Source organism: Streptomyces sp. NEAU-sy36, assembly GCF_013423905.1.
GTDB classification, from domain to species: Bacteria; Actinomycetota; Actinomycetes; order Streptomycetales; family Streptomycetaceae; genus Streptomyces; species Streptomyces misionensis.
The window spans coordinates 1,712,480-1,725,177 of sequence record NZ_CP058977.1; the positions used below are offsets into that span (position 1 = coordinate 1,712,480).

A 12,698-nucleotide genomic window follows, 5' to 3' on the forward strand; every position below is an offset into this window, starting at 1 on the left:
CTATTTTTGTACGACTGGTGGGGGTCTTGCGGACACCCGCCGCACGTCGGCCGGGCCCTCTGCCGCGCCTCGGCGAGGCGGCTCAGCTGCGCCGCAGCAGCCGGGTCGCCCCCGCCGCCACAGTCGTCGCCAGGACCCAGCCCAGCATGATCATCGCGGCCGACAGCCACTGCCAGCCGCCGCGCAGCTGCCACTCGCCGGCCTGGCCCAGGTCGATCACCGGGAGCAGCAGGTCCAGCGTGAACAGGGCCGGACTCCAGTAGGGGTGCTGGTCGTGGTTGGTCGGGGGATGGTCGGCGTGCGAGAAGGCGAGGGTGCCCGCCGCCCACAGCACCGCCATCCACACCGCGGCCCGGCCGGGCCGGTAGCCGTAGGCGACCGTCCAGTCCTGGGCGTACCCCCACAGCTTCCCGGCCGGCGGCAGCGTCTCGCGGCGGCGGCGCTGCTTGGCGAGCAGCACCTCGCGCGCGTCCTCGTCCTCGCCGGCCTCCCGCAGCACCGCGGCCAGCCGCTCGTACGGCTCCGGGGCGTACTCGGCGGTGGCCGCCGCCACCCAGTCCAGCCGCCGGGTCAGCGGGAAGGGGCCCTGCGGCACCAGGTTCTCGTAGGTGAAGCCGCCCATGTGCAGCCGCCCGGCGCCCGGCCAGGCACCCGCGCGGTCCACCAGGTTGACGATCCGGGCCCCCGACAGCACCACCTTGCCGCGCTGCGGGCCGTCCCCGAGGAAGCGCAGCTCGGGGGCGTGCACCCGGCGCAGCGACAGCTCCTGGTCGTCGGTGAGGGTGAACCTGGCCCGCTCCAGGTCGACCGCGTCCCCGAACCGCCCGTCGTCCAGGCGGAGGCCGCCCTGGCACTCGAACCGCTGGATCCGGGTGCCGCGGGCCGGTGTGGTGCCGCTGAGCAGCGGATTGCCCACTCCGGCCGGGGTCAGGTACAGGGTGCGCTCCACGCTGAGCTGGGGCGCGTTCAGGGCCAGCCGCGAGTACGGGTTGTACAGCCGCGCGCCGCGCAGGCTCAGCGAGACCCCGATCTGGGCGCCGCGCAGCCGCAGCTCGCCGTGCGACTCCAGCAGCTCCGCCTGGAGGTCCTGGCCGACGCTGAGGCCGTCCGCCGCGATCGACCGCCCGCCCCGGTCCCGGTACACGACCGCCTGGTTGAGCAGCAGGTCGGTGCCGATGTGCGCGTCGGTCAGCCGGACCCCGTTCTGGAACCGGCAGCGGGGCAGATGGAGATCGCCCTCGGTCTGCAGCCGGGCCGCCTCCAGGCGCGGCACCGAGCAGTTCACCAGGCGCAGCGTGGTGAACCGGGCCTCCGGCAGCAGCACCTGCTCGTCGAAGCGGCAGTCGCGAAGCTCCGTGTACGGCCGCACGGTGCCGCCCGCCAGGTCCAGGCTGCCGGTGACCCGCACCCCGGCGAGCTTCAGCGCGGACACCCGGCCGGCCAGCGCCGGCGGGCCGTCCAGCAGCAGCCAGGCGATGATGCGCGCCCGCACGGACCGCTCGGGCCCCCAGGGATGGCCGCCGTGCGGATCGTCCACGACGCCGTCGCCGCTGCTCAGGTCGTACACACTGCCGTTGCGGAAGGCCTGCCACATGCCCGCCTCGGCCGCGGTCAGGTCGTCCGGCAGGTCCCCGGCGCTCAGGCCGGCCACCTCGGTCACCGCTGTTCCTCTTTCGTCGCCGGCCAGGACCCCTGCGCGGTCCGGGCCTTCTTCGCCGTTCGGGAGGTTTCGTCCAGCCGTTGATGCCCGCTGAGTGACGCCCGGAACACCAGGGGTGAACGGGATCTTCCGGGTTCCGGCCAGCGTATGTACCACCGATTGGTCCACGTTCTGTATCAGCCACTGATACGCGCGGACGACCGAGGACGGCGGTCTGAGAGAATTGGAACCGTGATTTCCCGAATCGATCTGCGCGGCGACGCCCTCCCCGAGGGCCCCGCCCTGCGTGACCTGCTGCCCCGAGCCGACTTCGACGTTCAGGCCGCCCTGGAGAAGGTGCGTCCGATCTGCGAGGACGTGCATCATCGTGGCGACGCGGCGCTGATCGACTTCGCGGAGAAGTTCGACGGAGTACGGCTGGAATCCGTCCGTGTGCCGGCCCAGGCGCTCGCCGACGCGCTGGCCGCCCTCGACCCGGCCGTGCGCGCGGCCCTGGAGGAGTCCATCCGGCGCGCCCGTCTCGTCCACCGCGAGCAGCGCCGCGCCACCCACACCACCCAGGTCGTCCCCGGCGGGTCCGTGACCGAGAAGTGGGTTCCGGTCGAGCGCGTCGGGCTGTACGCGCCCGGCGGCCGCTCGGTCTACCCCTCCTCCGTGATCATGAACGCGGTCCCGGCCCAGGAGGCCGGTGTCGAGTCGATCGCGCTGGCCTCGCCGCCGCAGGCCGAGTTCGGGGGGCTGCCGCACCCGACGATCCTGGCCGCCTGCGCGCTGCTCGGCGTGGACGAGGTGTACGCGGCCGGTGGCGCCACGGCCGTCGCGATGTTCGCGTACGGCACCGAGTCCTGCCCGCCCGCGAACATGGTCACCGGCCCCGGCAACATCTGGGTCGCCGCCGCCAAGCGCTACTTCACCGGCCGGATCGGCATCGACACCGAGGCCGGCCCCACCGAGATCGCGATCCTCGCGGACGAGACCGCCGACCCGGTGCACGTGGCCGCCGACCTGATCAGCCAGGCCGAGCACGACCCGCTCGCGGCGGCCGTGCTCGTCACCGACTCCGCGGACCTGGCGGCGGCGGTGGAGAAGGAGCTGGAGCCGCAGGTCGCGGCCACCCGGCACACCGACGACCGGATCCGTCCGGCCCTCGCGGGCAAGCAGTCCGCGATCGTCCTGGTGGACGGCGTCGAGGAGGGCCTGAAGGTGGTCGACGCGTACGGCGCCGAGCACCTGGAGATCCAGACCGCCGACGCCGCCGCCGTGGCCGACCGGGTGCGCAACGCGGGCGCGATCTTCATCGGCCCCTGGGCGCCGGTCTCGCTCGGCGACTACGCGGCCGGTTCCAACCACGTCCTGCCCACCGGCGGCTGCGCCTGCCACTCCTCGGGCCTGTCCGTGCAGTCCTTCCTGCGCGGCATCCACATCGTCGACTACACCAAGGACGCGCTGGCCGAGGTCGCGCACCACGTGGTGACGCTGGCCGAGGCGGAGGACCTGCCGGCGCACGGCGCGGCGATCAAGGCGCGGTTCGGGTGGAAGGTACCGGAGAGCAAGTGAGCGACGTGCGGATCGACGACCTCCCCATCCGGGACGAGCTGCGTGGCAAGTCCCCCTACGGCGCGCCCCAGCTGGACGTGCCCGTACGGCTGAACACCAACGAGAACCCGTACCCGCTGCCCGAGGCGCTGGTGGAGCGGATCGCCGAGCGGGTCCGCGAGGCGGCCCGCGAGCTGAACCGCTACCCCGACCGGGACGCGGTCCAGCTGCGCACCGAGCTGGCCAAGTACCTGGAGCGGACCGGCAGGTACCCGCTCGGCGTCGAGAACGTGTGGGCGGCCAACGGCTCCAACGAGGTCATCCAGCAGCTGCTGCAGACCTTCGGCGGCCCCGGCCGCACCGCCATCGGCTTCGAGCCGTCGTACTCGATGCACGCGCTGATCGCCCGCGGCACCGGCACCGGCTGGATCTCCGGCCCGCGCAACGAGGACTTCACCATCGACCTCGCCGCCGCCGAGAAGGCCATCGCCGAGCACCGGCCCGACGTCGTCTTCGTCACCACCCCCAACAACCCCACCGGCAACGCGGTGCCGCCCGAGACGGTGCTCGCGCTGTACGAGGCGGCGCAGGCGGCCAAGCCGTCGATGGTGATCGTGGACGAGGCGTACATCGAGTTCAGCCACGGCGACTCGCTGCTGCCGCTGCTCGACGGCCGCCCGCACCTGGTGATCTCGCGCACCATGTCCAAGGCGTTCGGCGCGGCCGGCCTGCGGCTCGGCTACCTGGCCGCCGACCCGGCCGTGGTGGACGCCGTCCAGCTGGTCCGGCTGCCCTACCACCTGTCGGCGATCACCCAGGCGACCGCGCTGGCCGCCCTGGAACACACCGACACCCTGCTCGGCTATGTCGAGCAGCTGAAGTCCGAGCGGGACCGGCTGGTCGCCGAGCTGCGCGCGGCCGGCTACGACGTCATCGAGTCCGACGCCAACTTCGTGCAGTTCGGCCGGTTCGCCGACGCGCACGAGGCCTGGCGGAAGATCCTCGACCGGGGCGTCCTGGTCCGGGACAACGGCGTACCGGGATGGCTGCGGGTCTCCGCGGGCACGCCCGAGGAGAACGACGCGTTCCTCGACGCCGTACGTGAAGTCAAGAAGGAGCTTGAGGCATGAGCCGCGTAGGGCGCGTCGAGCGCACCACCAAGGAGACCTCGGTCCTGGTCGAGATAGACCTCGACGGAACCGGGCGGACCGACATCGCCACCGGCGTCGGCTTCTACGACCACATGCTCGACCAGCTCGGCCGGCACGGACTGTTCGACCTGACCGTTAAGACCGACGGCGACCTGCACATCGACTCCCACCACACCATCGAGGACACCGCCCTCGCGCTCGGCGCCGCCTTCAAGCAGGCGCTCGGCGACAAGGTGGGCATCTACCGCTTCGGCAACTGCACGGTCCCGCTGGACGAGTCGCTCGCCCAGGTCACCGTCGACCTCTCCGGCCGGCCCTACCTGGTGCACACCGAGCCCGAGAACATGGCGCCGATGATCGGCGCGTACGACACCACGATGACCCGGCACATCCTGGAGTCCTTCGTGGCCCAGGCGCAGATCGCGCTGCACGTGCACGTACCGTATGGACGCAACGCCCACCACATCGTGGAGTGCCAGTTCAAGGCGCTGGCCCGGGCGCTGCGCTACGCCTCCGAGCGCGACCCGCGCGCGGCCGGCATCCTCCCGTCGACGAAGGGCGCGCTGTAACCCATGACCGGTCTGTCGACCATCCTGATCGTCGTCGGCCTCTTCCTGGTCGGTGGCATCGTCTCCTTCGTCAAGCAGAAGATGCCCACCAGCCTGATCGTGCTGCTCTCCCTGGCGGCCGGGATGTGCCTGGTCGCGGGCGTCATGCGGCTGGAGGTGTGGAATTGAGCGCGGCCGCGAAGAAGGTCGTGGTCTTCGACTACGGCTTCGGCAACGTCCGCTCCGCCGAGCGCGCCCTCGCACGGGTCGGCGCCGAGGTGGAGATCACCCGCGACTTCGACAAGGCGATGAACGCCGACGGCCTGCTGGTGCCGGGCGTCGGCGCCTTCGCCGCCTGCATGCAGGGCCTGCGCGCCGCCCGCGGTGACTGGATCGTGGACCGCCGGCTGTCCGGCGGACGCCCGGTGATGGGCATCTGCGTCGGCATGCAGATCCTGTTCACGCGCGGCATCGAGCACGGCGTGGAGGCCGAGGGCCTGGAGGAATGGCCCGGCACCGTCGCGCCCCTGGAGGCCGACGTCGTGCCCCACATGGGCTGGAACACCGTCGACGCCCCCGCCGACTCGGAGCTGTTCGCGCATCTCGACGCCGACGCCCGCTTCTACTTCGTGCACTCCTACGCCGTCCACGACTGGACGCAGGAGGCGAACAACCCGGTGATCGCCGCGCCCAAGGTGACCTGGGCCACGCACGGCCGGCCGTTCGTCGCCGCGGTGGAGAACGGTGCCCTGTGGGCCACCCAGTTCCACCCCGAGAAGTCCGGCGACGCCGGTGCCCAGCTCCTCACCAACTGGATCGGAACCCTGTAGACCATGGCCAAGCTCGAACTCCTCCCCGCCGTCGACGTCCGCGACGGCCAGGCCGTACGCCTCGTCCACGGCGAGTCCGGGACCGAGACCTCCTACGGCTCCCCGCTGGAGGCCGCCCTCGCCTGGCAGCGGTCCGGCGCCGAGTGGCTGCACCTGGTCGACTTGGACGCGGCCTTCGGCACCGGCGACAACCGGGCCCTGATCGCCGAGGTCGCGGGGGCGATGGACATCAAGGTGGAGCTGTCCGGCGGCATCCGCGACGACGACACCCTGGCGGCCGCCCTCGCCACCGGCTGCACCCGCGTCAACCTCGGCACGGCCGCCCTGGAGAGCCCCGAGTGGGTCGCCAAGGTGATCGCCGAGCACGGCGACAAGATCGCGGTGGGCCTGGACGTGCGCGGCACCACCCTGCGCGGCCGCGGCTGGACCCGCGACGGCGGCGACCTCTACGAGACGCTGGAGCGCCTGAACAAGGAGGGCTGCGCCCGCTACGTCGTCACCGACATCGCCAAGGACGGCACCCTCCAGGGCCCCAACCTGGAGCTGCTGCGGAACGTGTGCGCGGCGACGGACCGGCCGGTCGTGGCCTCCGGCGGCGTGTCGTCCCTGGACGACCTGCGCGCCATCGCCGAACTGGTGCCCCTCGGTGTCGAGGGCTCCATCGTCGGGAAGGCCCTGTACGCGAAGGCGTTCACCCTTGAAGAGGCCCTGGAGGCTGTGTCGTCATGACGTCCGAAGCCGTGCGGCGTGTGCAGAGCGGAAGTCCCTGGGAAGAGAGCTTCGGTTTCGCGCGCGCCGTCGCGGCCGGGGACCGGGTGTCCGTGGGCGGCACCACGCCCTTCAAGGGCACGGTCCTCTACGGCGAGGGCGATCCGTACGAGCAGACCCGGGTCGCCTTCGGCAACGCCCTCGACGCGCTGAAGGAGTTCGGGCTCGGCGTCGAGTCCGTGATCCGCACCCGTATGTACCTGAGCCATGTGCGCGACGTCGACGAGGCGGGGCGGGCCCACAAGGAGTTGTTCGACTCCGTGCGCCCCGCGTCGACCCTGCTGGTGGTCGCGGGCTTCGTGGACCCGCGCATCCTGGTCGAAGTAGAGCTTGAAGCATTCAGAGGAGCCTGAGCAGTCATGACCCTGGCGGTCCGAGTCATCCCCTGCCTGGACGTGGACAACGGCCGGGTCGTCAAGGGCGTCAACTTCCAGAACCTGCGCGACGCGGGCGACCCCGTCGAGATGGCCAAGGTGTACGACGCCGAGGGCGCCGACGAGCTGACGTTCCTGGACATCACCGCGTCCTCGGGCAACCGGGAGACGACGTACGACGTGGTGCGCCGCACCGCCGAGCAGGTCTTCATCCCGCTCACCGTCGGCGGCGGCGTGCGCACCGCCGAGGACGTGGACAAGCTGCTGCGGGCGGGCGCCGACAAGGTGGGCGTGAACACCGCGGCCATCGCCCGTCCCGAGCTGATCCGCGAGATCGCCGAGCGCTTCGGCCGCCAGGTGCTGGTGCTGTCGGTGGACGCCCGGCGCGGCGAGTCCGGTTCCTTCGAGGTCACCACGCACGGCGGCCGCCGGGGCACCGGCATCGACGCCGTCGAGTGGGCGCACCGCGCGGCCGAACTGGGCGCGGGCGAGATCCTGCTGAACTCGATGGACGCGGACGGCACCAAGGACGGCTACGACCTGGAGATGATCGCCGCCGTCCGCAAGCACGTCTCCGTGCCGGTGATCGCGTCCGGCGGCGCGGGCAAGCTGGCCGACTTCCCGCCGGCCGTCGCCGCGGGCGCGGACGCGGTCCTGGCCGCCTCCGTCTTCCACTTCGGCGATCTGCGCATCGGCGAGGTGAAGGAGACGCTGCGGGGGGCGGGGCACCCGGTGCGCTGACCCCCAGCTGTTTCCGGCCCCGGCGGCCGCACGCCACCGGGGCCTTTTCACGAGGAGGTGCAAAAGAAAAGTTGCGCAATATGCATTGCGCAATATTTCTTTCCTGATCTAGGATCCGGGACATGCCAGAGAAGGAAAGAGACCGCCGGATCACCGACCTCGGCACCCTCAAGGCGCTCGCCCACCCCCTGCGGATGCGGCTGTACCGGGCCCTGACACTGGCCCGGACGGCGACCGCCTCCCAGCTCGCCGAGCAGGTCGACGAGGCCGTCTCGCTGGTCAGCTACCACCTGCGCAAGCTGGCCGAGCACGGGCTGATCGAGGAGGCCGCACAGCAGAGCGGGGACGGCCGGGAACGCTGGTGGCAGCCCGCGTCCGACGGCGTGCGCATCAGCGACGAGGACTTCCGCGACGCCCCCGAGAAGGCCGCCGCGCACACCGCCGCGAGCAGGCTGTTCTTCGCCCAGCGGACCGAGATGTACCAGCGCTTCCTGGACGAGCGCGCGCACTGGGGCGAGGAGTGGAACGACGCCGCCGAGTCCTCCGAGGCCATGCTGCGGCTCACCGCCGCCGAACTCGCCGAGCTGACCCGGGACATGCTCGCCCTCGTGCGGCGCTATGAGGAGCGCGGCCGGGCGGCGCAGGCCGCCGGCGAGACCGGGGGCCGCGAGAACGTCGCGGTCCACACCTACGCGTTCCCGTTCCGTGGCTGAGCCCCGCCGCGCCCCGGCCGCCCCGCCCCGACCGCCCGAGGAGCCCGACCCGACCTCGTCGCCCGCACCCGCCGTCACCGTGCAGGCCCACCGGGACCCCAACGTGCGGCGCTGGCTGACCGCCTACACCTGCTCCATGCTCGGGGACAGCGTCTACTACCTGGCGCTGTCCTGGGCGGCCGTGCGGGCCGGGACCGCGGCGCAGGCCGGCCTGGTGATGTCGGCGAGCGCGCTGCCCAGGGCCGTGCTGATGCTCGGCGGGGGAGTGATCGCCGACCGGCTCGGGCCCCGCCGGGTCGTCGTCGGCAGCGACGCCATGCGCTGCGCCGCCGTCCTCGCGGTGGCCGCCCTGCTGTACCTCACCAGCCCCGGACTGTGGCCGCTCGCCCTGCTGGCGCTGGTCTTCGGCACCGTGGACGCCGTGTTCGTGCCCGCCGTGGGCGCCCTGCCCGCCCGGGTCACCGGCAAGGACCAGCTGGCCCGGGTGCAGGGCATGCGCGGCCTGGCCATCCGGTTCGCGAGCGTCGTCGGCGCCCCGCTCGGCGGCCTCGGCGTGGCCGTCGGCGGCGCCCCGGCCGCCTTCGCCCTCGCCGGGCTGCTGATCGCCGCCTCCGTGCCGCTGCTGCTGTCCGTGCGGATACGGGAGCTGCCGGGCGACGGGGCGGACGGCCCCCGCGGCACCGCCTGGGCCGACCTCGCCGCCGGACTGCGGCACATCCGCCGGCACCCCGTCCTCGCCCCGCTGATGCTCTCCATCGCCCTCGGCGACCTGGGCTTCGTCGGCCCGCTGAACGTCGGCCTCACCCTGCTCGCGGACCAGCGCGGCTGGGGTGCCACCGGGATGGGCTGGGTGCTCGCCGGGTTCGGCGTGGGCGCCGGGGCCGCCTCGCTGCTGCTCACCCTCCGGGGGCGGCTGCCGCGCGCCGGACTGTTCTCCGGCGTCACCCTGCTCGCCGGTTCCCTCGCCGTCGGTGCCCTCGCCTTCGCGCCCGTCCTGTGGGCGGCCGTCGGCACCGCCCTGCTCGTCGGCCTGCTGACCGGGCTCAGCGGCGCCCTGTGCGGCGCCGTGCTGCAGACCCACTCCGACCCCGCCTACCTCGGCCGGGTCACCGCCGTCTCCAGCCTGATCAGCCTCGGCCTCACCCCGCTGAGCATGCCGGTGGCCGCCGCCGCGATCGGTCTGTGGGGAACCGGTCCGGTCTACCTGGTCAGCGCCTGCGTCTGCGGCCTCGGCGGGGTGGTCCCGCTGGTCGTACCGGCCCTGCGCCGCGCCGAACTACCGGGCTGACCCTCACCCGTCGGGCTGCACCAGCTGCACCAGATTGCCGCACGTGTCGTCGAGCACCGCCGCCAGCACCGGCCCCTGCCGCCGCGGCCCGTGCGGGAAGCGGACGCCCAGCGCGGACAGCCGGCGGTGTTCGGCCGGGAGGTCGTCCACCGAGAAGACGATGCAGGGGATGCCCGCCTCGTACAGCGCCCGGCGGTAGGGCTCGGCGACGGGCCCCTGGCCCGGTTCCAGCAGGAGCTGGAGGTCCGGCTGGGCGCCCTCGGGCGCGCCGACCGTCACGAAGAGCGTGCCGTTGCCGAGATCCATGTGCGTACGGGTCTCGAAACCGAGGACGTCCGTGTAGAAGGCGTGGGCCCGCGCCACGTCGTCCACGTACACCCCGGTCATCGCGACCTTGATCACCAGGCGGCTCCCGGTCAGAAGCCCAGCTGCTTGGACGAGTGCAGGGTGTCGATCGCCTCCGCGTCGCCCTCCAGCTCCACCTGCGCCGCCCGGTCCCGGCCGAACGCGAACAGCAGCAGCTCCGAGGGCTCCCCGGTGGCCGTGACAACCGGCGCGCCCTTGTGGGCCACCACGGTCTGCCCGTCCGGGCGGCGCAGCACCAGCCCCGTCGGCACACCGCGGCCCAGCAGCCGGGCCGTCCGCTCCAGGCGGGACCACAGGGTGTCCTGGAACACCGGGTCCAGCTCCCGCCGGCTCCAGCCCGGCTGCGCCCGGCGCACGTCCTCGGTGTGGATGTAGAACTCGACCGTGTTCGCCGCCTCGTCCACCTGCTTGACCTGGAACGGCGAGAACCGCGGCGGACCGGTGCGGATGAGCTGGATCAGCTCCTCGTACGGCTTCGCGGTGTACTCGGCCATCACCTTCTCCAGGCGGGACGCGAGCTGCTTGATCAGCGCGCCCCCGGCCGCGTCCGGACGGCGCTCGCGCACGATCACGTGCGCGGCCAGGTCCCGGGTCCGCCACCCCTCGCACAGGGTCGGCGCCTCCGGGCCCACGGTTTCCAAGAGGTCGGCGAGCAGGAGCCGTTCACGCTTGGCGAAGGTCGACATGGGGTCAGCCTACGATGAGCCGCCGGTCCGCGCAGTGGACACCCGGCCGGGGCTGTCGGTGGCGCGCGGCACAATGGCACCCATGACGAGTACGCCCGGCACGCCCCGGCCCAGCAGCCTCGACCCGGAGATCGCCGCCCGCCTCAAGCGCAGCGCCGACGGCCTCCTGCCCGCGATCGCCCAGCAGTACGACACCGGGGAGGTGCTCATGCTCGGCTGGATGGACGACGAGGCACTGCATCGGACCCTGACCACCGGCCGTTGCACCTACTGGTCGCGCAGCCGCCAGGAGTACTGGGTCAAGGGCGACACCTCCGGGCACGTCCAGTGGGTGAAGTCGGTCGCGCTCGACTGCGACGCCGACACCGTGCTGGTCCGGGTGGACCAGGAGGGCGCCGCCTGCCACACCGGCGCGCGCACCTGCTTCGACGAGGACGTCCTCCTCGACGGGGACGCCGCCGTGTCCGGCGCGGACCGGTGAGGGCCGCCGCCATGGACCTGGAGACCTTCCGCAAACTCGCCGCCGACCGCCGCGTCGTCCCGGTCACCCGCAAGCTCCTCGCCGACGGCGACACCCCCGTCGCCCTCTACCGCAAGCTGGCCGGGGAGCGCCCCGGCACGTTCCTGCTGGAGTCCGCCGAGAACGGCCGCTCCTGGTCCCGCTACTCCTTCGTCGGCGTCCGCAGCGCGGCCACTCTCACCGTTCGGGACGGCGAGGCCCACTGGCTGGGCACCCCGCCCGTCGGCGTCCCGGTGACCGGCGACCCGCTCAAGGCCCTGCGCGCCACCCTCCAGACCCTGCACACGCCCCGCGAGGAGGGCCTGCCGCCCTTCACCGGCGGCATGGTCGGCTACCTCGGCTACGACATCGTCCGCCGCCTGGAGAAGATCGGCCCCGGCGAGCGCGACGACCTGCGGCTGCCCGAGCTGACCATGCTCCTGACCAGCGACCTCGCCGTCATGGACCACTGGGAGGGCTCGGTCCTCCTGATCGCCAACGCGATCAACCACAACGACCTCGACACCGGCGTGGACGAGGCGTACCACGACGCGGTGGCCCGGCTCGACGCCATGGAGGCCGACCTCACCCGCTCGGTGGCCCAGCCCCCGGCCGTGCTGCCGCCCTCCGAACTGCCCGAGTACACCGCGCTGTGGGGCGGTCCCGACTTCCGGCGGGCCGTGGAGGACGTCAAGGAGCGCATCCGCGCGGGCGAGGCCTTCCAGGTCGTGCCCTCCCAGCGCTTCGAGACCCCGTGCACGGCGAGCGCCCTCGACGTCTACCGGGTGCTGCGGGCCACCAACCCCTCGCCGTACATGTACCTGTTCCGGTTCGACGGCTTCGACGTCGTCGGCTCCTCCCCGGAGGCCCTGGTCAAGGTCGAGGACGGGCGGGCGATGGTGCACCCCATCGCGGGCACCCGGCCGCGCGGTGCCACGCCGCAGGAGGACCAGGGGCTCGCCGAGGAACTGCTCGCCGACCCCAAGGAGCGCGCCGAGCACCTGATGCTGGTCGACCTCGGGCGCAACGACCTCGGGCGGGTCTGCGAGCCCGGCTCCGTCGAGGTGGTCGACTTCATGTCGATCGAGCGCTACTCGCACGTGATGCACATCGTCTCGACCGTGACCGGCCGGGTCGCCGGCGGCCGCACCGCCTTCGACGTGCTCACCGCCTGCTTCCCGGCCGGCACGCTCTCCGGCGCCCCCAAGCCCCGGGCGATGCAGATCATCGACGAACTGGAGCCGTCCCGGCGCGGCCTGTACGGCGGCTGCGTCGGCTACCTGGACTTCGCGGGCGACTCCGACACGGCCATCGCCATCCGCACCGCCCTGCTGCGCGACGGCACGGCGTACGTCCAGGCCGGAGCCGGCGTCGTCGCCGACTCCGACCCGGTCGCGGAGGACCAGGAGTGCCGCAACAAGGCCGCCGCGGTGCTCAGGGCGGTGCACACCGCCAACCGGCTCTAGGGTCTTCCTTCCGGAACGGACCGGTCCGGGCCGACGGCGTTTCGCCGCCGGCCCGAACCGGCCCCGGCCGTC

Annotated in this window: 15 protein-coding genes; 12 read left to right on the forward strand and 3 right to left on the reverse strand. The window is 72.8% G+C overall.

Annotation, left to right across the window (positions count from 1 at the left end):
* Positions 1–82: 82 nt before the first annotated feature.
* A complete protein-coding gene (locus tag HZZ00_RS07755) occupies positions 83–1,660 on the reverse strand; it encodes an oxidoreductase (protein WP_180331508.1) in 1,578 nt (525 codons plus the stop codon).
* A gap of 231 nt (positions 1,661–1,891) precedes the next feature.
* Here HZZ00_RS07755 and hisD point away from each other — a divergent pair, with 231 nt between their 5' ends.
* The 10 genes from hisD (at position 1,892) to HZZ00_RS07805 (ending at position 9,609) form a co-directional block, all read left to right on the forward strand.
* Positions 1,892–3,217 (forward strand): histidinol dehydrogenase, encoded by a 1,326-nt coding sequence (gene hisD / locus HZZ00_RS07760; protein ID WP_180331509.1) that lies wholly within the window; start codon positions 1,892–1,894, stop codon positions 3,215–3,217.
* Positions 3,214–4,326 (forward strand): histidinol-phosphate transaminase, encoded by a 1,113-nt coding sequence (locus HZZ00_RS07765; RefSeq protein WP_180331510.1) that lies wholly within the window; start codon positions 3,214–3,216, stop codon positions 4,324–4,326. The genes hisD and HZZ00_RS07765 overlap by 4 nt, the downstream gene beginning before the upstream one ends.
* Positions 4,323–4,916: an imidazoleglycerol-phosphate dehydratase HisB gene (hisB, locus tag HZZ00_RS07770; RefSeq protein WP_146468424.1), complete on the forward strand. Its 594-nt coding sequence runs from the start codon at positions 4,323–4,325 to the stop codon at positions 4,914–4,916. Before HZZ00_RS07765 ends, hisB begins: the two co-directional genes overlap by 4 nt.
* Before the next feature lie 3 nt (positions 4,917–4,919).
* Positions 4,920–5,084, forward strand: a complete 165-nt coding sequence (locus HZZ00_RS07775; protein ID WP_167381400.1) for a hypothetical protein — start codon at positions 4,920–4,922, stop codon at positions 5,082–5,084.
* Positions 5,075–5,725 carry an imidazole glycerol phosphate synthase subunit HisH gene (gene hisH / locus HZZ00_RS07780; RefSeq protein ID WP_180331511.1) on the forward strand — a complete coding sequence of 217 codons (651 nt, stop codon included), beginning with the start codon at positions 5,075–5,077 and terminating at the stop codon, positions 5,723–5,725. Before HZZ00_RS07775 ends, hisH begins: the two co-directional genes overlap by 10 nt.
* Before the next feature lie 3 nt (positions 5,726–5,728).
* A complete protein-coding gene (gene priA / locus HZZ00_RS07785) occupies positions 5,729–6,454 on the forward strand; it encodes a bifunctional 1-(5-phosphoribosyl)-5-((5-phosphoribosylamino)methylideneamino)imidazole-4-carboxamide isomerase/phosphoribosylanthranilate isomerase PriA (RefSeq protein WP_070028554.1) in 726 nt (241 codons plus the stop codon).
* Positions 6,451–6,846, forward strand: coding sequence for a RidA family protein (locus tag HZZ00_RS07790; RefSeq protein WP_180331512.1), 396 nt, complete (start codon positions 6,451–6,453; stop codon positions 6,844–6,846). The genes priA and HZZ00_RS07790 overlap by 4 nt, the downstream gene beginning before the upstream one ends.
* Before the next feature lie 6 nt (positions 6,847–6,852).
* The gene (gene hisF / locus HZZ00_RS07795; protein ID WP_180331513.1) at positions 6,853–7,608 is read left to right on the forward strand and encodes an imidazole glycerol phosphate synthase subunit HisF; all 756 of its coding nucleotides are present in this window, start codon (positions 6,853–6,855) and stop codon (positions 7,606–7,608) included.
* A gap of 122 nt (positions 7,609–7,730) precedes the next feature.
* A complete protein-coding gene (locus tag HZZ00_RS07800; RefSeq protein ID WP_180331514.1) occupies positions 7,731–8,321 on the forward strand; it encodes a transcriptional regulator in 591 nt (196 codons plus the stop codon).
* A gap of 79 nt (positions 8,322–8,400) precedes the next feature.
* Complete coding sequence (locus tag HZZ00_RS07805; RefSeq protein ID WP_257585928.1) at positions 8,401–9,609, forward strand: MFS transporter; 1,209 nt, start codon at positions 8,401–8,403, stop codon at positions 9,607–9,609.
* A 3-nt stretch (positions 9,610–9,612) separates the two neighbouring features.
* Here HZZ00_RS07805 and HZZ00_RS07810 read toward each other — a convergent pair whose 3' ends face one another.
* Both HZZ00_RS07810 and HZZ00_RS07815 read right to left on the reverse strand, forming a co-directional pair.
* Complete coding sequence (locus tag HZZ00_RS07810; RefSeq protein ID WP_180331516.1) at positions 9,613–10,011, reverse strand: VOC family protein; 399 nt, start codon at positions 10,009–10,011, stop codon at positions 9,613–9,615.
* A gap of 14 nt (positions 10,012–10,025) precedes the next feature.
* Positions 10,026–10,661 carry a TIGR03085 family metal-binding protein gene (locus tag HZZ00_RS07815; protein ID WP_180331517.1) on the reverse strand — a complete coding sequence of 212 codons (636 nt, stop codon included), beginning with the start codon at positions 10,659–10,661 and terminating at the stop codon, positions 10,026–10,028.
* A gap of 82 nt (positions 10,662–10,743) precedes the next feature.
* On the opposite strand from HZZ00_RS07815, the gene hisI reads away from it, so the two are divergent.
* Positions 10,744–11,142, forward strand: a complete 399-nt coding sequence (gene hisI, locus HZZ00_RS07820; RefSeq protein WP_180331518.1) for a phosphoribosyl-AMP cyclohydrolase — start codon at positions 10,744–10,746, stop codon at positions 11,140–11,142.
* Positions 11,143–11,153: 11 nt separating this feature from the next.
* Positions 11,154–12,626 carry an anthranilate synthase component I gene (locus tag HZZ00_RS07825; protein ID WP_180331519.1) on the forward strand — a complete coding sequence of 491 codons (1,473 nt, stop codon included), beginning with the start codon at positions 11,154–11,156 and terminating at the stop codon, positions 12,624–12,626.
* Positions 12,627–12,698 lie beyond the last annotated feature (72 nt).

Excerpts from the sequence above, each read along its gene's own strand:
- hisB (WP_146468424.1), top strand. The coding sequence starts at position 4,323 with ATGAGCCGCGTAGGGCGCGTCGAGCGCACCACCAAGGAGACCTCGGTC.
- HZZ00_RS07775 (WP_167381400.1), top strand. The coding sequence starts at position 4,920 with ATGACCGGTCTGTCGACCATCCTGATCGTCGTCGGCCTCTTCCTGGTC.
- priA (WP_070028554.1), top strand. The coding sequence starts at position 5,729 with ATGGCCAAGCTCGAACTCCTCCCCGCCGTCGACGTCCGCGACGGCCAG.
- HZZ00_RS07790 (WP_180331512.1), top strand. The coding sequence starts at position 6,451 with ATGACGTCCGAAGCCGTGCGGCGTGTGCAGAGCGGAAGTCCCTGGGAA.
- hisF (WP_180331513.1), top strand. The coding sequence starts at position 6,853 with ATGACCCTGGCGGTCCGAGTCATCCCCTGCCTGGACGTGGACAACGGC.
- HZZ00_RS07800 (WP_180331514.1), top strand. The coding sequence starts at position 7,731 with ATGCCAGAGAAGGAAAGAGACCGCCGGATCACCGACCTCGGCACCCTC.
- HZZ00_RS07815 (WP_180331517.1), bottom strand. The coding sequence starts at position 10,661 with ATGTCGACCTTCGCCAAGCGTGAACGGCTCCTGCTCGCCGACCTCTTG.
- hisI (WP_180331518.1), top strand. The coding sequence starts at position 10,744 with ATGACGAGTACGCCCGGCACGCCCCGGCCCAGCAGCCTCGACCCGGAG.
- HZZ00_RS07825 (WP_180331519.1), top strand. The coding sequence starts at position 11,154 with ATGGACCTGGAGACCTTCCGCAAACTCGCCGCCGACCGCCGCGTCGTC.